Below are 20,509 nucleotides of genomic sequence, written 5' to 3' on the forward strand. Positions count from 1 at the left end.
CACCGACCAATTGTAGGAGTGAGCCTGCTCGCGATAGCGGTGTATCAGTCACTATCGGAGTTATCTGGACTACCGCTATCGCGAGCAGGCTCACTCCTACATGGGGTTTGTGGTGGCTGAAGGAATAAAAAAGGGAGGCCACCAGGGCCTCCCTTTTTTATTGCGATTTGCCGTTACAGGCTGGCAATCCGCGCGTGTTGCTCGGCCAGTTTGCCCAGGGCCTGTTCAGCCTCGGCCAGTTTGGCGCGTTCTTTCTCGATGACTTCGGCCGGGGCCTTGTCAACGAAACCGGCGTTCGACAGCTTGCCGCCAACCCGCTGGACTTCGCCCTGCAGACGCAGGATTTCCTTGTCCAGACGCGCGAGCTCGGCACCCTTGTCGATCAGACCGGCCATCGGCACCAGCACTTCCATCTCGCCAACCAGTGCGGTAGCGGACAGCGGCGCTTCTTCGCCGGCCTGCAGAACGGTGATCGATTCCAGACGCGCCAGCTTCTTCAGCAGTGCTTCGTTCTCGGTCAGACGGCGCTGGTCTTCAGCGCTGACGTTCTTCAGGTAGATCGGCAATGGCTTGCCCGGGCCGATGTTCATTTCGCCACGGATGTTACGCGTGCCGAGCATCAGCTCCTTCAGCCATTCGATGTCGTCTTCGGCCGCCGGATCGATGCGCTCTTCGTTGGCCACTGGCCACGCTTGCAGCATGATCGTCTTGCCCTGAACGCCGGCCAGCGGCGCGATGCGCTGCCAGATTTCTTCAGTGATGAACGGCATGAACGGATGGGCCAGACGCAATGCCACTTCCAGTACGCGAACCAGCGTACGGCGGGGGCCGCGCTGACGCTCGACCGGCGCGTTCTCGTCCCACAGCACTGGCTTGGACAGCTCCAGGTACCAGTCGCAGTACTGGTTCCAGATGAACTCGTACAGCGCTTGTGCAGCGAGGTCGAAACGGAACTGATCCAGTTGACGGGTCACTTCGGCTTCGGTGCGTTGCAGTTGCGAGATGATCCAGCGATCCGCCAGCGACAGCTCGTAGGCTTCGCCGTTCTGGCCGCAGTCTTCGCCTTTGTCCAGAACATAACGCGCGGCGTTCCAGATCTTGTTGCAGAAGTTGCGATAGCCTTCAACGCGGCCCATGTCGAACTTGATGTCACGACCGGTCGAAGCCAGCGAGCAGAAGGTGAAGCGCAGGGCGTCGGTGCCATAGCTGGCGATACCGTCGGCGAACTCGTCGCGGGTCTGCTTCTCGATTTTCTTCGCCAGTTTCGGCTGCATCAGGCCGGAGGTGCGCTTTTGCACCAGTTCTTCCAGCTCGATACCGTCGATGATGTCCAGCGGGTCAAGGACGTTGCCCTTGGACTTGGACATTTTCTGGCCCTGACCATCACGCACCAGACCGTGTACATAAACGGTCTTGAACGGAACCTGCGGCGTGCCGTCCTCGTTCTTCATAAGGTGCATGGTCATCATGATCATCCGGGCAACCCAGAAGAAAATGATGTCGAAACCCGTCACCAGTACGTCGGTGGAGTGGAATTTCTTCAGGAACTCGGTCTGCTCAGGCCAGCCCAGGGTGGAGAACGTCCACAGGCCCGAACTGAACCAGGTGTCGAGTACGTCGTTGTCCTGTTGCAGCGCCACGTCCGGGCCGAGGTTGTGCTTGGCGCGCACTTCGGCTTCGTCGCGACCGACGTAGACCTTGCCCGACTCGTCGTACCAGGCCGGAATCCGGTGGCCCCACCACAGCTGACGGCTGATGCACCAGTCCTGGATGTCGCGCATCCACGAGAAATACATGTTTTCGTACTGTTTCGGCACGAACTGGATGCGGCCGTCTTCAACGGCAGCAATCGCAGGCTCGGCCAATGGTTTGGTCGACACGTACCACTGGTCGGTCAGCCACGGCTCGATGATGGTGCCGGAGCGGTCGCCTTTCGGCACTTTCAGGGCGTGGTCGTTGACGCTGACCAGCAGGCCGGCGGCGTCGAAGGCAGCCACGATCTGTTTGCGCGCTTCAAAACGCTCGAGACCGGCGTATTCAGCCGGGATCTTGCCGTCGATGCTGTTGTTGAGCGTGCCGTCGAGGTTGAACACCTGGGCTGCCGGCAGTACGTTGGCGTTCTTGTCGAAGATGTTCAGCAGCGGCAGGTTGTGGCGCTTGCCGACTTCGTAGTCGTTGAAATCGTGGGCCGGGGTGATTTTCACGCAGCCGGTGCCGAATTCAGGATCGCAGTAATCGTCGGCGATGATCGGGATGCGGCGGCCAACCAGTGGCAGCTCGACAAATTTGCCGATCAGGGCTTTGTAGCGCTCATCGTTCGGGTTAACCGCAACGGCGGAGTCGCCGAGCATGGTTTCCGGACGGGTGGTCGCGACGATCAGGAAGTCGTTGCCATCAGCGGTTTTCGCGCCGTCGGCCAGCGGGTACTTCAGGTTCCACAGGAAACCCTTCTCGTCGTGGTTTTCCACTTCGAGGTCGGAAATCGCCGTGTGCAGTTTGGTGTCCCAGTTGACCAGACGCTTGCCGCGGTAGATCAGACCGTCTTCGTGCAGGCGCACGAAGGCTTCTTTAACGGCTTCCGAGAGGCCGTCGTCCATGGTGAAGCGCTCGCGGCTCCAGTCCACGGACGAGCCGAGACGGCGGATCTGACGGCTGATGTTGCCGCCGGACTGATCTTTCCACTCCCAGACTTTCTCGAGGAATTTCTCGCGGCCCAGGTCATGACGGTTCTGGCCGGTGGCTTCCAGTTGACGTTCCACCAGCATCTGCGTGGCGATACCAGCGTGGTCGGTGCCCGGCTGCCACAGGGTGTTGCGACCCTGCATGCGGCGGAAACGGATCAGGGCGTCCATGATCGCGTTGTTGAAACCGTGACCCATGTGCAGGCTGCCGGTGACGTTCGGCGGCGGGATCATGATGGTGTAGGAGTCGCCCGCGCCTTGCGGGGCGAAGTAGTTCTCGGACTCCCAGGTGTTGTACCAGGAAGTTTCAATGGCGTGCGGCTGGTAGGTCTTATCCATGCGCGGCGGGACCCTATTGGCATTAATTCAGGAAAAGCCGACGAGTATAGCGGGGCATGGGGCCGAGGGCGAGCGGGGGGAGGCCGGGCGGACACTAATGTTGGGGGGTGAACCTTTGTGGTGAGGGGATAAATCCCCTCACCACAAAGGGATCCGCGGGGTTATTCGTACTGACTGAGCAGCCGTTCCATCCGCGCATCCAGACGGCGTTTGATTTCGGTTTCGATGTGCGGCGCGAAGTCGTCGATCACATCTTGCATGATCAATTGCGCGGCAGCACGCAGTTCGCTGTCCAGATGCAGCAGAGCGTCCGGGCCTTTATCCACAGGTGCAGCTGCCGGTTGTGCCGCAGGTGCCGGGGCCGGCGCGGGTGGCGGTTCGATGGCGGGCGGCGTAGTGTCGACGGCCTCGAACAGCATCGGAATCTGTTCCTGTTCGCCCTCATCGACCGTGTCGGTCAGCAGTGGCGGTTGCAGGTTGTCATCGCCGAGCAACTGGCGGATCGATTCGAGATCGTCCAGCAGGTGAGCAGGCTTTTGCAGCGGTTTTGGAGTGTCCATCGGCGTACTCAGAGTCGCTGTAAACGGTGATCTTGCAGAGGATAGCCCTGTTCGCGGTAGAAACGGAAACTCTCCCGTGCCGCCGCGCGAATCGTCGGGTCTTCCACCACCACTTCCGCCACGCGGGCGAACTGGCTGGCGAAGGCCGGGACTTTCAGGTCGAGGTTGACCAGCAGATCCTGGTGCGCGCCGCAGTCAGCGCCCACCCCCAGCACAATCAAACCATCTGGTTCACTGTCGGCAGGGCCGTGAGGTACGAAGGTTTCGCCTTTGAACGCCCACAGGCGCGCATCGAGGTCGTCACGCTGGGCAACATCGCTGCAATGCAGGTAGATGCGGTGGCCCATGCGCCAGGCTTTCTCGGTGAGCTTGCAGGCAAAGTCCAGGCGAGCCGAAGGATCGGCGCTGGGCAGGATATAAAAGTCGACTTTGGTCATTGCGGTTCCAGAACTGCGAACGGCGTCACCGCAGGGTGACGCCGTTGCAAGTCATCGGTTTCAGGCTTTGGCGCGGTCCAGCAGGTATTGGGTCAGCAAAGGTACCGGACGGCCAGTGGCGCCCTTGTCCTTGCCGCCGCTGGTCCAGGCGGTGCCCGCGATGTCCAGGTGTGCCCAGTTGAGGTTCTTGGTGAAGCGCGACAGGAAGCACGCGGCGGTAATGGTGCCGGCCTTCGGCCCGCCGATGTTGGCGATGTCGGCGAACGGGCTGTCCAGTTGCTCCTGGTATTCGTCGAACAGCGGCAGTTGCCAGGCGCGGTCGTCAGCAGCCTTGCCGGCGCTGAGCAGTTGCTCGACCAGTTCGTCGTTGTTGCCCAGCAGGCCGGAAGTGTGTGCACCCAGTGCCACGACGCAGGCGCCGGTCAGGGTGGCGATGTCGATCACCGCTTGCGGCTTGAAGCGTTCGGAGTAGGTCAGGGCGTCGCACAGCACCAGACGGCCTTCGGCGTCGGTGTTGAGGATTTCCACGGTCTGGCCGCTCATGGTGGTGACGATGTCGCCCGGACGCGAAGCGTTGCCGCTCGGCATGTTTTCGGCGCAGGCGAGGATGCACACCAGGTTGATCGGAAGTTTCAGTTCGAGCACGGCACGCAGAGTACCGAACACGGAGGCAGCGCCGCCCATGTCGTACTTCATTTCGTCCATGCCGGCGCCCGGCTTCAGGCTGATGCCGCCGGTGTCGAAGGTGATGCCTTTGCCGACCAGCGCGTAAGGCTTCTCGGACTTCTTGCCGCCGTTGTACTGCATGACGATCAGGCGCGGCGGCTGGGCGCTGCCCTGGCCAACGGCGTAGAACGAACCCATGCCGAGCGCTTTGATCTTCTTCTCGTCGAGGACTTCGACTTTCAGATCCTTGAACTCTTTGCCGAGGTTCTTCGCTTGTTCGCCGAGGAACGTCGGGTGGCAGATGTTCGGCGGCAGGTTACCCAGATCGCGGGTGAAGGCCATGCCGTGCGCGATCGCTGTAGCATGATTCACGGCGCGTTGCACTTCGGCTTGGGCGGCCTTGATGGTCAGCAGGGTGATTTTCTTCAGGGCGCGCGGTTCGGCTTTCTGGCTCTTGAACTGGTCGAAGCTGTATTCGCCATCCACCAGGGTTTCGGCCAGCAGACGGGTCTTGCCGTAGCTGTCGCGGTTTTTGACGATGATTTCATCCAGCGCCAGCACCGCGTCGGTGCCGCCCAGACCCTTCAGGGTGTTGAGGATCCCGGCAACGATTTTGCGGAACGGACGGTCGCCCAGTTCTTCATCCTTGCCCACGCCGACCAGCAGCACGCGCTCGGCTTTCAGGTTTGGCAGGCTGTGCAGCAGCAGGCTCTGACCGACCTTGCCGGCCAGGTCGCCACGCTTGAGGACGGCGCTGACCGCGCCACCGCTCAGTTCGTCGACCTGTCTGGCGGCGACGCCGAGTTTGCGGCCTTCGCCGACGGCAACCACCAGGGTGGCGGTTTTCAACGTTTCTGGGCTAACGCTTTTTACAACCAGTTCCATGTCCGGATCCCTGAATGAATGGTCAACACGCAGGCGTTCGACGGTGTCCGCAGTCGCCTGCTTATAGATAGAAGAGGCGCAGGCCAAAGCCTGCGACAAGGGCCGCAGTTTGAACCTCGCTCCCCGCGCCTGACAACCCTCGGCGACACGATCTTCAACCGATTGCACGCTTGGGTGAGTGTGCGCAGTGACAGGCGCGCTCAATCACAGGATAATGCCGCATCTTTTTTCGACGGCTCTGCCTTGCGGGCCGGTCGAGACGTTTGCTTGTTTGGCCGCCTTAGCCTGACAACCCTGGAGTGTCTGGTTTGATCGTCTTCCGTTATCTGTCCCGTGAAGTGATGTTGACCCTGAGCGCCGTCAGCGCCGTGCTGCTGGTCATCATCATGAGCGGTCGCTTCATCAAATACCTTGCCCAGGCCGCTGCGGGCCAGCTCGATCCGGGATCGCTGTTCCTGATCATGGGTTACCGTCTGCCGGGGTTCATGCAACTGATCCTGCCGCTGGGCCTGTTTCTCGGGATCCTGCTGGCTTACGGCCGGTTGTACCTCGAAAGCGAAATGACCGTGCTCTCGGCCACCGGCATGAGTCAGCAGCGTCTGCTGCGCATGACCTTGTTTCCGGCGACGCTGGTTGCACTGGTGGTGGCGTGGTTGAGCCTGAGCCTGGCCCCGCAGGGTGCCAATCAGTTTCAGCTGCTGCTGAACAAGCAGGACGCCCTGACCGAATTCGATACCCTCGAGCCCGGCCGTTTCCAGGCATTGCGTGACGGCACCCGGGTGACCTACACCGAAACCCTGACCGACGATCGCGTCAACCTCAGCGGTGTATTCATCTCGCAGAAGAACCTGGGGGCCAATCAGAAGGATCGCGGGATTTCCGTGCTGGTGGCCGAGAAGGGCCGTCAGGAAATCCACTCGGACGGCAATCGCTACCTGATCCTGCACAATGGCTATCGTTATGACGGCAGCCCGGGCCAGGCCGATTACCGCGCGATCAAATACGACACCTACGGCGTATTGCTGCCCAAACCCGATGCCAGCGACGAGGTCACCGACCGTGACGCGATGCCGACATCGACCTTGCTGAGCAACAACGACGAGCGCTCCAAGGCTGAACTGCAATGGCGTATTTCGTTGCCGTTGCTGGTATTCATCGTGACTCTGATGGCGGTGCCGCTGTCGCGGGTCAATCCGCGTCAGGGCCGTTTCCTGAAGCTGCTGCCGGCGATTCTTCTTTATATGGCTTACCTGACCATCCTGATTGCCGCCCGCGGCGCCCTCGAAAAAGGCAAGATTCCACCCGCCCTTGGCCTGTGGTGGGTGCACGGGATCTTCCTGGTCATCGGCCTCGGCCTGCTGTACTGGGAGCCTTTGCGCCTGAAACTGGCCAGCCGTCGCAGCGCTGCGCTGGAGGTGGCTCGTGGTTAAACTCGACCGCTATATCGGCAGCAGCGTATTCGTGGCGATTATCGCCGTGCTGGCGATCATCCTGGGTCTGGCGACCCTGTTTGCCTTCATCGACGAGATGAGCGACGTCAGCGATACCTACACGCTGACCGACGTTCTGAGCTTCGTCATCCTCACCGCACCACGTCGCCTCTATGAAATGCTGCCGATGGCCGCACTGATCGGCTGCCTGATCGGCCTTGGCAGTCTGGCCAGCAGCAGCGAGCTGACGGTCATGCGGGCCGCTGGCGTGTCCATCGGGCGTATCGTCTGGGCGGTCATGAAGCCGATGCTGGTGTTGATGCTGGCCGGTGTGCTGATCGGTGAATACGTGGCCCCGGCCACCGAAAGCATGGCTCAGGCCAATCGTTCGCTGGCGCAAGGCAGCGGCGACGCGCAGAGTGCCAAGCACGGCATGTGGCACCGTCAGGGCGAGGAGTTCATTCATATCAACGCCGTGCAACCCGATGGCCTGTTGTATGGCGTGACCCGCTATCACTTCGACAAGGAGCGCCACCTGCTGAGCTCCAGCTTCGCCAAGCGTGCGGAATTCGACGGCAACCGCTGGCAGCTCACCGACGTGACCACCACGGTGTTCCATGAGCGCAACACTGAAGTACTGAACGCCCCGAGCGAACAGTGGGACGTGTCGCTGAGCCCGCAATTGCTCAACACGGTGGTGATGGCGCCTGAGGCGCTGTCCATTTCCGGTCTGTGGGGTTACATCCACTATCTGGCGGAGCAGGGCCTGAGCAACGGCCGCTACTGGCTGGCATTTTGGGTCAAGGTGTTGCAGCCGCTGGTCACCGCCGCGCTGGTACTGATGGCTATCTCCTTCATCTTCGGCCCTTTGCGCTCGGTAACCCTCGGTCAGCGGGTGTTCACCGGTGTGTTGGTGGGCTTTACCTTCCGCATCGTCCAGGATTTGCTCGGCCCATCGAGCCTGGTGTTCGGCTTCTCGCCGCTGTTCGCGGTGCTTGTGCCCGCCGCGGTCTGTGCGCTGGCAGGGGTCTGGTTGCTGCGACGGGCCGGTTGATGGCCGTGTTGTTACCAACGCTTTAACCTCGAAAACGCCTCGGTCGACAGATCGGGGCGTTTTCGTATGCAATCCGGGTGACAGGCGAACGTGACGCTTGCGCCGTGTATCAGGTACAATTCCCGGCTATTTTTCGGCGGGCCAAGCCTGCAGCCTTTTTGAGTGTTGATCCGTGAGTGATTTGAGTCATATCCGCAATTTCTCCATCATCGCCCACATTGACCATGGCAAGTCGACGCTGGCTGACCGTTTCATCCAGATGTGCGGTGGCCTGGCCGAGCGTGAAATGGAAGCCCAGGTACTGGATTCCATGGATCTGGAGCGCGAACGCGGGATCACCATCAAGGCCCACAGCGTTACCCTTTATTACACTGCCAAAGACGGCATCAAATATCAGCTGAACTTCATTGACACCCCGGGCCACGTCGACTTCACCTACGAAGTCAGCCGCTCTCTGGCCGCGTGTGAAGGTGCCTTGCTGGTGGTCGACGCCGGTCAGGGCGTTGAGGCCCAGTCCGTGGCCAACTGCTACACCGCGATCGAGCAAGGCCTCGAAGTCATGCCGGTGCTGAACAAGATCGACCTGCCACAGGCTGATCCTGATCGCGTCAAGGACGAGATCGAAAAGATCATCGGTATCGACGCCACCGACGCCGTCACTTGCAGCGCCAAGACTGGCCTGGGTGTCGACGAGGTGCTCGAGCGCCTGGTGCATACCATTCCTGCGCCGACCGGCAACATCGAAGATCCGCTGCAAGCGTTGATCATCGATTCCTGGTTCGACAACTACCTGGGCGTTGTCTCCCTGGTGCGCGTGCGTCATGGTCGCGTGAAGAAGGGCGACAAGATCCTCGTCAAGTCCACTGGCAAGATCCATCTGGTTGACAGCGTTGGCGTGTTCAACCCGAAACACACCGCCACGTCTGACCTGAAGGCCGGCGAAGTGGGCTTCATCATCGCCAGCATCAAGGACATTCACGGCGCGCCGGTGGGTGACACCCTGACCCTGAGTTCGACCCCGGACGTTGAGGTGCTGCCAGGCTTCAAACGCATCCAGCCGCAGGTTTACGCCGGTCTGTTCCCGGTCAGCTCCGACGACTTCGAAGATTTCCGCGAAGCGCTGCAGAAGCTGACCCTGAACGACTCGTCGCTGCAGTACACCCCGGAAAGCTCCGACGCACTGGGCTTCGGCTTCCGTTGCGGGTTCCTCGGCATGCTGCACATGGAGATCATCCAGGAGCGCCTGGAGCGCGAGTACGACCTGGACCTGATCACCACCGCGCCAACGGTAATCTTTGAGCTGGTGCTGAAAACCGGTGAAACGATTTACGTCGACAACCCATCCAAGCTTCCGGATGTGTCGTCGATCGAAGACATGCGCGAGCCGATCGTGCGGGCCAACATCCTGGTTCCGCAGGAACACTTGGGCAACGTCATCACCCTGTGCATCGAGAAACGTGGCGTTCAAGTCGACATGCTGTTCCTCGGCAATCAGGTGCAGGTCACTTACGACCTGCCGATGAACGAAGTGGTCCTGGACTTCTTCGACCGTCTCAAATCCACCAGCCGCGGCTATGCTTCGCTGGATTACCATTTCGATCGTTACCAATCGGCTAATCTGGTGAAACTGGACGTGCTGATCAACGGCGACAAGGTCGACGCTCTGGCGTTGATCGTGCACCGTGACAACTCGCACTACAAAGGTCGCCAGTTGACCGAGAAGATGAAAGAACTGATTCCTCGTCAGATGTTTGACGTAGCCATTCAGGCTGCCATTGGCGGTCAGATCGTTGCACGGACAACCGTCAAGGCACTCAGAAAGAACGTATTGGCCAAATGCTACGGTGGTGACGTCAGCCGTAAGAAGAAACTGCTCGAGAAGCAAAAGGCCGGTAAAAAACGCATGAAGCAGGTCGGTAACGTGGAAATTCCACAAGAAGCCTTCCTTGCAGTGCTCAGGTTGGATAGTTAGGTCCTATGTCACTAAATTTCCCGCTGTTGCTGGTCATCGCCGTGTTCGTCTGCGGCCTGTTGGCGTTGCTTGATCTGTTGATCCTGGCACCGCGTCGGCGTGCTGCCATTGCCTCTTATCAAGGCAGCGTCAGCCAGCCAGATGTGGTGGTCGTTGAAAAACTGAACAAAGAGCCGCTGCTGGTCGAATACGGCAAGTCGTTCTTTCCGGTGCTGTTCATCGTGCTGGTGCTGCGTTCGTTCCTGGTGGAACCGTTCCAGATCCCGTCCGGCTCGATGAAACCGACCCTGGATGTTGGCGACTTTATTCTGGTGAACAAGTTTTCTTACGGGATCCGCTTGCCGGTGATCGACAAGAAAGTCATCGAAGTCGGTGATCCACAGCGTGGCGATGTGATGGTGTTCCGCTACCCGAGCGACCCGAATGTCAACTACATCAAGCGTGTAGTCGGTCTGCCGGGCGACACGGTGCGTTACACCGCTGACAAGCGCCTGCTCGTCAATGGCGAGTCGATTGCCGAGCAACTGGTCGGCTCCGAGCCGGGCACGCTGGGCAGTGCCGAGCTCTACAAGGAAAAACTCGGCGCGGCCGAGCACCTGATCCGCAAGGAAATGAGCCGCTACCGTGCTACCCCGGACCATACCTGGACCGTGCCGGCCGGCCATTACTTCATGATGGGCGACAACCGCGACAACTCCAACGACAGTCGCTATTGGGATGACCCGAACATTCCCAAGGATCTGCTGGGCATGGTTCCCGACCAGAATATCGTCGGCAAAGCCTTCGCTGTCTGGATGAGCTGGCCGGAACCGAAACTCAGCCACCTGCCGAATTTCTCGCGGGTTGGCCTGATCAAGTAATCAATCACGGCGCTGTTGACCACAGCGCCGAATGCATTTCTGGAGTCGACACAAATCGGCGCCAGGGCATGAAGCCACGATATTCAGGACGTCATTTTTGAACACAGCGTTAATTGTCCCAGGCCTGCGCCGTACCCCGGCGATGGCGGTGGAATTCAGCCACGAACTCAGCGTGGGTAAACCGTGAGCGTTTCTCTAAGCCGTCTCGAGCGCCAGCTCGGTTACACCTTCAAGGATCAGGAGCTGATGCTGCTGGCCCTTACGCACCGCAGCTTTGCCGGGCGTAACAACGAACGCCTGGAATTTCTCGGCGATGCCATCCTCAACTTCGTGGCCGGCGAGGCGCTGTTCGATCGCTTTCCGCTAGCCCGCGAAGGCCAGTTGTCGCGTTTGCGCGCACGCCTGGTCAAGGGTGAGACACTGGCCGTGCTGGCCCGTGGCTTCGACCTGGGTGATTACCTGCGTCTGGGCTCGGGCGAGCTGAAAAGCGGCGGCTTCCGTCGCGAATCGATTCTGGCCGATGCCCTCGAGGCGTTGATCGGTGCGATCTACCTCGATGCCGGCATGGACATGGCGCGCGAGCGCGTACTGGCCTGGCTGGCCGGTGAGTTCGAAGGCCTGACGCTGGTCGACACCAACAAGGATCCCAAGACTCGTCTGCAGGAACACCTGCAATCGCGCGGTTGCGATCTGCCACGCTACGAAGTGGTGGATATCCAGGGTGAACCGCACTGCCGTACCTTCTTCGTCGAGTGCGAAGTGGTCTTATTGAATGAAAAAAGCCGAGGTCAGGGTGTGAGTCGTCGTATTGCCGAACAGGTAGCGGCCGCCGCAGCACTGATTGCCCTGGGCGTGGAGAATGGCAATGACTGATACAAACGCAACTCGCTGTGGCTACGTTGCCATCGTCGGCCGTCCCAACGTGGGCAAGTCCACGCTGCTGAACCACATTCTGGGGCAGAAGCTGGCGATCACCTCGCGCAAGCCGCAGACCACCCGTCACAACATGCTCGGGATCAAGAACGAGGGTGACGTGCAGGCGATCTACGTCGACACCCCTGGCATGCACAAGGGTGGCGAAAAGGCCCTGAACCGCTACATGAACAAGACCGCTTCGGCAGCGTTGAAAGACGTCGATGTGGTGATCTTCGTGGTCGACCGCACCAAGTGGACCGAAGAAGACCAGATGGTTCTGGAGCGTGTGCAGTACGTGACCGGCCCGCTGATCGTCGCGCTGAACAAGACCGACCGCATCGAAGACAAAGCCGAGCTGATGCCGCACCTCAGCTGGTTGCAGGAACAACTGCCGAACGCGCAGATCATTCCGATTTCCGCGCAGCACGGGCACAACCTGGAAGCGCTGGAAAAGGTCATCGCCGATCATCTGCCGGAGAACGATCACTTCTTCCCGGAAGACCAGATCACCGACCGCAGCAGCCGTTTCCTCGCTGCCGAACTGGTGCGTGAGAAAATCATGCGCCAGATGGGTGCAGAGCTGCCGTACCAGATCACCGTCGAGATCGAAGAGTTCAAGCAACAAGGCAAGACCCTGCACATTCACGCGCTGATCCTCGTCGAGCGTGACGGTCAGAAGAAGATCATCATTGGCGACAAGGGCGAACGCATCAAGCGCATCGGCACCGAAGCGCGCAAGGACATGGAGCTGCTGTTCGACTCCAAGATCATGCTCAACCTGTGGGTGAAGGTGAAGGGCGGCTGGTCCGACGACGAGCGTGCACTGCGTTCGCTGGGTTACGGCGACCTGTAATACCGGTTTTCTGTTACCCAGAGACCCCCTGTGGGAGCGGGCTTGCTCGCGAATGCGCAGTGTCAGTCGACATATACTTTGACTGATTCGCCGCTTTCGCGAGCAAGCCCGCTCCCACAGTAGTTTTGGGTTGTGAGTAAAATCGCGATTCTTCATCGAGAACTCAATGTCGCAAACCCCGCCTCCGGCCCAACCCGCCTACGTCCTGCATTCGCGTGCCTACCGCGAAACCAGCGCGCTGGTCGACTTCCTCACGCCGCAAGGTCGGCTGCGGGCGGTGTTGCGCAGTGCGCGGGGCAAGGCCGGGACACTGGCACGACCGTTCGTGCCGCTGGAAGTGGAGTTTCGTGGCAAGGGTGAGCTGAAGAACGTCGGGCGCATGGAAAGTGCCGGTAACGCGACCTGGATGGTCGGCGAGGCCCTGTTCAGTGGCCTCTATCTCAACGAACTGTTGATCCGTCTGCTGCCCGCCGAAGACCCGCACCCGGCGGTGTTCGACCACTACGCCGCGACGCTGCTGGCCTTGGCCGAAGGGCGGCCGCTGGAGCCGTTGCTGCGCTCCTTCGAATGGCGCCTGTTGGACGACCTCGGTTACGGCTTCTCCCTGAATGCCGATATCCACGGTGAGCCCATCGCGCCGGATGGCCTCTATCGCCTGCAAGTCGATGCCGGGCTTGAGCGCGTCTACCTGCTGCAACCAGGCTTGTTCAACGGCGTTGAATTACTGGCCATGGCCGAAGCCGATTGGACCGCCCCGGGAGCCCTGTCGGCGGCCAAGCGTCTGATGCGTCAGGCACTGGCTGTTCATCTCGGTGGGCGCCCCCTCGTCAGCCGCGAGCTATTTCGCAAGCCCTGATATGCTGTGCGCCGAATCTTTCCCTTCAGGAGCGCATCCGTGACCACCAGCAATCGCATTCTTCTTGGCGTGAACATCGACCACGTCGCCACCCTGCGTCAGGCCCGTGGCACGCGCTACCCGGATCCGGTCAAGGCTGCGCTGGACGCGGAAGAGGCGGGTGCCGACGGCATCACCGTGCACCTGCGCGAAGACCGTCGGCACATTCAGGAGCGCGATGTGCTGTTGCTCAAGGACGTGCTGCAGACCCGCATGAACTTTGAAATGGGCGTCACCGAAGAAATGATGGCGTTCGCCGAGCGCATCCGTCCGGCACACATCTGCCTGGTGCCGGAAACCCGTCAGGAATTGACCACCGAAGGCGGTCTGGATGTGGCGGGGCAGGAGGAGCGCATCAAGGCAGCGGTCGAGCGCCTGTCGAAAATCGGTAGTGAAGTGTCGCTGTTCATCGATGCCGACGAACGCCAGATTGCGGCCTCGAAGCGCGTTGGTGCGCCGGCGATCGAACTGCACACCGGGCGTTATGCCGATGCCGAGACCCCGACCGAAGTCGCGGAAGAATTAAAGCGTGTGGCGGACGGCGTGGCGTTTGGTCTGGCGCAGGGCCTGATCGTCAATGCCGGCCATGGCCTGCACTACCACAACGTTGAAGCCGTGGCGGCGATCAAGGGCATCAACGAATTGAACATCGGCCACGCGCTGGTGGCGCATGCGTTGTTCGTCGGGTTCAAGTCTGCCGTATCGGAAATGAAGGCGCTGATCCTGGCTGCCGCGTTGAAAGGCTAAAGGTCAACGCATAACCCCTGTGGGAGCGAGCCTGCTCGCGAAGGCGGTGTATCAGTCAAGCATGATATCGACTGACACGACGCCTTCGCGAGCAGGCTCGCTCCCACATTTGTTTTTGGGGTGTTTGTTAGAGCGGGGCAGGTTCTTGAGTGGGTTTTGACTTGTCGATACCGGGCACATGCAGGTTGCCCTCGGCCACCTGATCACCTTCAAGCTGCGGCTGGGTCACCCAGGTCAGGATGTCGTAGTAGCGACGGATGTTCGCCACAAAATGCACCGGCTCGCCGCCCCGGGCGTAGCCGTAGCGGGTCTTGCTGTACCACTGCTTCTGCGACAGGCGTGGCAGCATCTTCTTCACGTCCAGCCACTTGTCCGGGTTCAGGCCTTCGCGGGACGCCAGTTTGCGCGCGTCATCGAGGTGACCGCTGCCGACGTTGTAAGCGGCCAGCGCGAACCAGGTGCGGTCTGGTTCCTGAATCGAATCGTCGAGCTGATCCTTCATATAGGCCAGGTACTTGGCGCCGCCCATGATGCTTTGCTTGGGGTCGAGACGGTTTGACACGCCCATCGCCTGGGCGGTGTTCTGGGTCAGCATCATCAGGCCGCGCACACCGGTTTTCGAGGTGACCGCCGGTTGCCACAGCGATTCCTGATAGCCGATCGCCGCGAGCAGGCGCCAGTCGACCTTCTCTTTCTTGGCGTAGGTCTTGAAGTGCTGTTCGTATTTGGGCAGGCGCTGCTGCAAGTGCTGGGCGAAGGTGGTGGCGCCCATGTAGCCGAGGACATCGACGTGGCCGTAGTAGCGGTCTTTCAAGCGTTGCAGGGTGCCGTTCTTCTGCACTTTGTCGAGGTAGGCGTTGATCTCGTTGAGCAGGCTGTTGTCTTCACCCGGGCCAACAGCCCAGCTCTGGCTGCGCGCATCGCCGAGGTCGAAGGCCACGCGGATGTTGGTGAAGTACACCTGGTTCATCGCCACTTCGTTGGAGTCGACCAGGGTCAGGTCGATCTGACCTTCATCGACCATGCGCAACAGGTCGACCACTTCCACCGCGTCGGATTCTTCGTACTCGATGCCGGGAAATTTCTTTTTCAGCTCTGCCAGCTGTTCGGCGTGGGTGCTGCCCTTGAGCACCATGATCTTTTTGCCGACCAGATCGCCGGGATCGGTGGGGCGTGACTGACCGTTGCGATAGATGATCTGCGGGGTGACTTCAAGGTAAGAATGGGAGAACCGCACCTGCTTCTTGCGATCCTCACTGCTGACCAGACCGGCCGCGGCCAGTACCGGGCCGTTCGGCTTGCCAATCTGATTGAACAGATCGTCGAGGTTGTCGGCGGTCTCGATTTTCAGCTCGACCCCCAAATCGTCGGCGAAGCGCTTCACCAGCTCGTATTCGAAGCCGGTTTCACCGCTGCGATCCTGAAAGTAGGTGGCGGGGCTGTTACGGGTAATCACCCGCAGCACACCGTCCTCCTTTACGCGCTCGAGTGTGTTGGGTTTATCAACACAGCCACCGAGCATCAGGAAGAGTCCGGTTGCGATCAGCCATTTGGCGTACCGCGGACGCAAAGCCGTTGGGAAAAACATCTGCGCAGTATACGCAAACGGCCACGGGCGCCATATCTCGACAGTGAAGGGCTTGTCTGCTAGAGATCAAAAATCTGGCCGAAACCCCGCAGGAATGGGGTTCAAGGGCATTTTGTTACAGTAAAAATAAGCCAGTCTCTCTGCCCTGTTAAATCTGACTTCAAAGGCAGAAACACAGATTGATGTCCGAGTGCAACCGTGCGTAGCGTTTCGGGTGATGTTGAGGGCGGTTTAGGCTAGAATGCACGGCCTCAAAGCACACCCCTTCCCGAGGCTGTCCCGAAGATGTTGATCCTGCGCGGCGCTCCTGCCCTTTCTGCCTTTCGCCACAGCAAACTCCTTGAGCAACTGAGCCAGAAGGTTCCAGCTGTCAGTGGCCTGTATGCTGAATTCGCTCACTTCGCCGAAGTCACCGGCGTCCTGACCGGCGACGAACAGCAGGTGCTTGCGCGCCTTCTGAAGTACGGTCCAAGCGTTCCGGTTCAAGAGCCGACCGGCCGTCTGTTTCTGGTGTTGCCGCGTTTCGGCACCATCTCGCCATGGTCGAGCAAGGCCAGCGACATCGCCCGCAACTGCGGCCTGAGCAAGATCCAGCGTCTGGAACGCGGTATCGCGTTCTACGTCTCCGGTCAGTTCAGCGAAACTGAAGCCCAGCAGATTGCTGACGTGCTGCATGACCGCATGACCCAGATCGTGCTGGCCAACCTGGAACAGGCCGCCGGTCTGTTCAGCCACGCCGAGCCGAAACCGCTGACTGCAATCGACATCCTCGGTGGCGGTCGCGCTGCGCTGGAAAAGGCCAACACCGAGCTGGGCCTGGCCCTGGCCGAAGACGAGATCGACTATCTGGTCGACGCCTTCAACGGCTTGAAGCGCAACCCGCACGACATCGAACTGATGATGTTCGCCCAGGCCAACTCCGAACACTGCCGCCACAAGATCTTCAACGCCAGTTGGGATATCGACGGCCAGAGCCAGGAAAAAAGCCTGTTCGGCATGATCAAGAACACCTACGTGATGCACAGCGAAGGCGTTCTGTCGGCTTATAAGGACAACGCCTCGGTGATCGTCGGCAACGTTGCCGGCCGTTTCTTCCCGAACCCTGAAACCCGCCAGTACGGTGCGGTGCAGGAGCCGGTGCACATCCTGATGAAGGTTGAAACCCACAACCACCCGACCGCGATCGCTCCGTTCCCGGGCGCTTCCACCGGTTCCGGTGGCGAGATCCGCGACGAAGGTGCCACCGGTCGTGGCGCCAAGCCAAAGGCCGGCCTGACCGGCTTCACCGTGTCCAACCTGCAGATCCCGGGCTTCGAACAGCCGTGGGAAGTGCCGTACGGCAAGCCTGAGCGCATCGTTACCGCGCTGGACATCATGATCGAAGGCCCGCTTGGCGGCGCCGCGTTCAACAACGAATTCGGTCGCCCGGCCCTGACTGGCTACTTCCGTACCTTCGAACAGTCGATCACCACCCCGCACGGTGACGAAGTTCGCGGTTACCACAAGCCGATCATGCTCGCTGGCGGCATGGGCAACATCCGCGAAGAACACGTCAAGAAAGGCGAAATCGTCGTCGGCTCCAAACTGATCGTACTGGGTGGCCCGGCGATGCTCATCGGTCTGGGCGGCGGTGCCGCTTCCTCGATGGCCACCGGCACCAGCTCGGCGGATCTGGACTTCGCTTCCGTACAGCGCGAAAACCCTGAAATGGAGCGTCGCTGCCAGGAAGTCATCGACCGTTGCTGGCAACTGGGTGACAAAAACCCGATCAGCTTCATCCACGACGTCGGCGCGGGCGGTCTGTCCAACGCCTTCCCGGAACTGGTCAACGACGGCGACCGCGGTGGCCGTTTCGAACTGCGCAACATTCCAAACGACGAGCCGGGCATGGCCCCGCACGAAATCTGGTCCAACGAATCCCAGGAACGTTACGTTCTGGCGGTCGGCCCGGCTGACTTCGAGCGCTTCCAGGCGATCTGCGAACGCGAGCGCTGCCCGTTTGCCGTAGTGGGCGAGGCAACTGCCGAGCCGCAACTGACCGTGACCGACAGCCACTTCGGCAACAACCCGGTGGACATGCCACTGGAAGTGTTGCTGGGCAAAGCCCCGCGCATGCACCGTTCGGTGGTTCGCGAAGCTGAGCTGGGCGATGACTTCGATCCATCGAACCTCGACATCACCGAGTCCATCGAACGCGTTCTGCATCACCCGGCCGTGGCCAGCAAAAGCTTCCTGATCACCATCGGCGACCGCACCATCACCGGCCTCGTGGCCCGTGACCAAATGGTCGGCCCGTGGCAGGTTCCGGTGGCTGACGTTGCCGTCACCGCGACCAGTTTCGACGTTTACACCGGTGAAGCGATGGCGATGGGCGAGCGTACTCCGCTGGCATTGCTGGACGCCCCGGCGTCGGGCCGCATGGCCATCGGCGAAACCCTGACCAACATTGCCGCGTCGCGCATCAACAAGATCTCCGACATCAAACTGTCGGCGAACTGGATGTCGGCTGCCGGCCACCCGGGCGAAGACGCGCGTCTGTACGACACCGTGAAAGCGGTCGGTATGGAACTGTGCCCTGAGCTGGGCATCACCATTCCGGTGGGCAAGGACTCGATGTCCATGGCCACCCGCTGGAACGACAACGGCGAAGAAAAAACCGTGACCTCGCCGATGTCGCTGATCGTGACCGGTTTCGCGCCAGTGGCTGACATCCGTCAGACCCTGACTCCGGAACTGCGCATGGACAAGGGCACCACCGACCTGATCCTGATCGACCTCGGTCGCGGTCAGAACCGTATGGGCGCATCGATCCTTGCACAGGTCCACGGCAAACTCGGCAAGCACGCGCCGGACGTCGATGACGCCGAAGACCTGAAAGCCTTCTTCGCCGTGATCCAGGGCTTGAACGCCGACGGTCACCTGCTGGCGTACCACGACCGCTCCGACGGTGGTCTGCTGACTTCCGTAGTGGAAATGGCTTTCGCCGGCCACTGCGGTCTGAGCCTGAACCTGGACAGCGTTGCCGAGTCCTCGGCAGAAATCGCCGCGATCCTGTTCAACGAAGAACTGGGTGCCGTGATCCAGGTTCGTCAGGACGCCACGCCAGATATCCTCGCGCAGTTCAGCGCGGCCGGTCTGGGCGACTGCGTGTCGGTGATCGGTCAGCCAATGAACAACGGCCAGATCAACATCACCTTCAACGGTGACACCGTGTTCGAAGGCCAGCGTCGTCTGCTGCAACGTACCTGGGCTGAAACCAGCTACCAGATTCAGCGTCTGCGCGACAACGCCGACTGCGCCGAGCAAGAGTTCGACGTGCTGCTGGAAGAAGACAACCCGGGCCTGAGCGTCAAGCTGAGCTACGACGTCAACCAGGACATCGCCGCGCCTTACATCAAGAAAGGCATTCGCCCACAGGTTGCCGTGCTGCGTGAGCAGGGCGTCAACGGTCAAGTGGAAATGGCCGCTGCCTTCGACCGCGCCGGTTTCAACGCGATCGACGTGCACATGAGCGACATTCTGGCCGGCCGCGTCGACCTGAACGAGTTCAAAGGTCTGGTGGCCTGCGGTGGTTTCTCCTACGGTGACGTCCTCGGCGCCGGTGAAGGCTGGGCCAAGTCGGCGCTGTTCAACAGCCGCGCCCGCGATGCGTTCCAGGGTTTCTTCGAGCGTAACGACAGCTTCACCCTCGGCGTGTGCAACGGTTGCCAGATGATGTCCAACCTGCACGAGCTGATCCCGGGCAGCGAGTTCTGGCCACACTTCGTGCGTAACCGCTCCGAGCAGTTCGAGGCGCGCGTGGCGATGGTGCAGATCCAGGAATCGAACTCGATCTTCCTGCAGGGCATGGCCGGTTCGCGTATGCCGATCGCCATCGCTCACGGTGAAGGTCACGCCGAGTTCTCCAGCGAAGAAGCACTGCTGGAAGCCGATCTGTCCGGTTGCGTCGCGATGCGTTTCGTCGACAACCATGGCAAGGTCACCGAAGCCTACCCGGCCAACCCGAACGGTTCGCCGCGCGGGATTACCGGTCTCACCAGCCGTGATGGCCGTGTGACGATCATGATGCCGCACCCGGAGCGTGTGTTCCGTGCGGTGCAGAACTCGTGGCGTTCGGAAGACTGGAACGAGGACGCACCTTGGATGCGTATGTTCCGTAACGCGCGCGTCTGGGTTAACTAAGGCCTGTGTACAAGCTCGGCTTTTTTGTTCCTGACAGTCATGTCGAGGTGGTCAAAGGCGCTGTGTTCGCTGCCGGTGGTGGGCGAATCGGTGACTATGACCACTGTGCGTGGCAGGTGCTTGGGTCTGGTCAGTTTCGGCCTTTGGACGGCAGTCAGCCGTTTATTGGCGAGGCGGGGCAGGTTGAGCGGGTTGAGGAATGGAAGGTTGAGCTTGTGGTGGCAGATGAGTTGATCGTGGCTGTTGTGGCGGCTCTTAAGTTGAGCCATCCCTATGAGACGCCGGCTTATGAAGTGTGGCGGCTGGAAGATTTCTGATCTTTTTGCTGCTGAAACAGGAAACCCGCAGATGAGTGACTGTCTGCGGGTTTTTTGTTGCCCCCGATTTTGTAGACGATGGGGTTCCAATGTGGGAGCGGGCTTGCTCGCGAAGGCGCCGGCTCAGG

General features: G+C 60.5%; 15 protein-coding genes. 10 read left to right on the forward strand and 5 right to left on the reverse strand.

Annotation, left to right across the window (positions count from 1 at the left end):
• Positions 1-173: 173 nt before the first annotated feature.
• From PseAD21_RS15455 to PseAD21_RS15470, 4 genes are all read right to left on the reverse strand, one after another.
• Complete coding sequence (locus PseAD21_RS15455; protein ID WP_102356433.1) at positions 174-3,020, reverse strand: valine--tRNA ligase; 2,847 nt, start codon at positions 3,018-3,020, stop codon at positions 174-176.
• Between the two features lie 161 nt (positions 3,021-3,181).
• Complete coding sequence (locus tag PseAD21_RS15460; RefSeq protein ID WP_102356434.1) at positions 3,182-3,580, reverse strand: DNA polymerase III subunit chi; 399 nt, start codon at positions 3,578-3,580, stop codon at positions 3,182-3,184.
• A gap of 8 nt (positions 3,581-3,588) precedes the next feature.
• Positions 3,589-4,017 (reverse strand): DNA polymerase III subunit chi, encoded by a 429-nt coding sequence (locus tag PseAD21_RS15465; protein WP_102356435.1) that lies wholly within the window; start codon positions 4,015-4,017, stop codon positions 3,589-3,591.
• A gap of 60 nt (positions 4,018-4,077) precedes the next feature.
• On the reverse strand, positions 4,078-5,568 hold the full coding sequence (locus PseAD21_RS15470; protein WP_102356436.1) for a leucyl aminopeptidase: 1,491 nt from the start codon (positions 5,566-5,568) through the stop codon (positions 4,078-4,080).
• Between the two features lie 308 nt (positions 5,569-5,876).
• Between PseAD21_RS15470 and lptF the strand changes: the two genes are divergently transcribed.
• The 8 genes from lptF (at position 5,877) to pdxJ (ending at position 14,294) form a co-directional block, all read left to right on the forward strand.
• Positions 5,877-6,998, forward strand: coding sequence for an LPS export ABC transporter permease LptF (gene lptF, locus PseAD21_RS15475; RefSeq protein ID WP_102356437.1), 1,122 nt, complete (start codon positions 5,877-5,879; stop codon positions 6,996-6,998).
• Positions 6,991-8,052 (forward strand): LPS export ABC transporter permease LptG, encoded by a 1,062-nt coding sequence (gene lptG / locus PseAD21_RS15480; protein WP_102356438.1) that lies wholly within the window; start codon positions 6,991-6,993, stop codon positions 8,050-8,052. The genes lptF and lptG overlap by 8 nt, the downstream gene beginning before the upstream one ends.
• A gap of 172 nt (positions 8,053-8,224) precedes the next feature.
• Positions 8,225-10,024, forward strand: coding sequence for a translation elongation factor 4 (lepA, locus tag PseAD21_RS15485; RefSeq protein WP_038357686.1), 1,800 nt, complete (start codon positions 8,225-8,227; stop codon positions 10,022-10,024).
• A 5-nt stretch (positions 10,025-10,029) separates the two neighbouring features.
• Positions 10,030-10,884 (forward strand): signal peptidase I, encoded by an 855-nt coding sequence (gene lepB / locus PseAD21_RS15490; RefSeq protein WP_102356439.1) that lies wholly within the window; start codon positions 10,030-10,032, stop codon positions 10,882-10,884.
• Positions 10,885-11,067: 183 nt separating this feature from the next.
• Positions 11,068-11,757, forward strand: a complete 690-nt coding sequence (gene rnc / locus PseAD21_RS15495) for a ribonuclease III (RefSeq protein ID WP_016986099.1) — start codon at positions 11,068-11,070, stop codon at positions 11,755-11,757.
• Positions 11,750-12,652: a GTPase Era gene (gene era, locus PseAD21_RS15500; RefSeq protein ID WP_102356440.1), complete on the forward strand. Its 903-nt coding sequence runs from the start codon at positions 11,750-11,752 to the stop codon at positions 12,650-12,652. The genes rnc and era overlap by 8 nt, the downstream gene beginning before the upstream one ends.
• Positions 12,653-12,818: 166 nt before the next feature.
• Positions 12,819-13,508 carry a DNA repair protein RecO gene (recO, locus tag PseAD21_RS15505; protein WP_102356441.1) on the forward strand — a complete coding sequence of 230 codons (690 nt, stop codon included), beginning with the start codon at positions 12,819-12,821 and terminating at the stop codon, positions 13,506-13,508.
• Positions 13,509-13,547: 39 nt separating this feature from the next.
• Positions 13,548-14,294, forward strand: coding sequence for a pyridoxine 5'-phosphate synthase (pdxJ, locus tag PseAD21_RS15510; RefSeq protein ID WP_047292711.1), 747 nt, complete (start codon positions 13,548-13,550; stop codon positions 14,292-14,294).
• Between the two features lie 127 nt (positions 14,295-14,421).
• On the opposite strand, the gene mltF is transcribed toward pdxJ, so the two are convergent.
• Entirely contained in the window at positions 14,422-15,882 is a 1,461-nt protein-coding gene (gene mltF, locus PseAD21_RS15520) for a membrane-bound lytic murein transglycosylase MltF (protein ID WP_102356442.1), read from the reverse strand.
• 285 nt (positions 15,883-16,167) lie between these two features.
• Here mltF and purL point away from each other — a divergent pair, with 285 nt between their 5' ends.
• Both purL and PseAD21_RS15530 read left to right on the forward strand, forming a co-directional pair.
• Positions 16,168-20,064: a phosphoribosylformylglycinamidine synthase gene (purL, locus tag PseAD21_RS15525; protein WP_102356443.1), complete on the forward strand. Its 3,897-nt coding sequence runs from the start codon at positions 16,168-16,170 to the stop codon at positions 20,062-20,064.
• 5 nt (positions 20,065-20,069) lie between these two features.
• Positions 20,070-20,381 (forward strand): YqfO family protein, encoded by a 312-nt coding sequence (locus tag PseAD21_RS15530; RefSeq protein ID WP_102356444.1) that lies wholly within the window; start codon positions 20,070-20,072, stop codon positions 20,379-20,381.
• Positions 20,382-20,509 lie beyond the last annotated feature (128 nt).

The sequence above is a fragment of the Pseudomonas sp. AD21 genome, from assembly GCF_002878485.1.
Lineage (GTDB): Bacteria > Pseudomonadota > Gammaproteobacteria > Pseudomonadales > Pseudomonadaceae > Aquipseudomonas.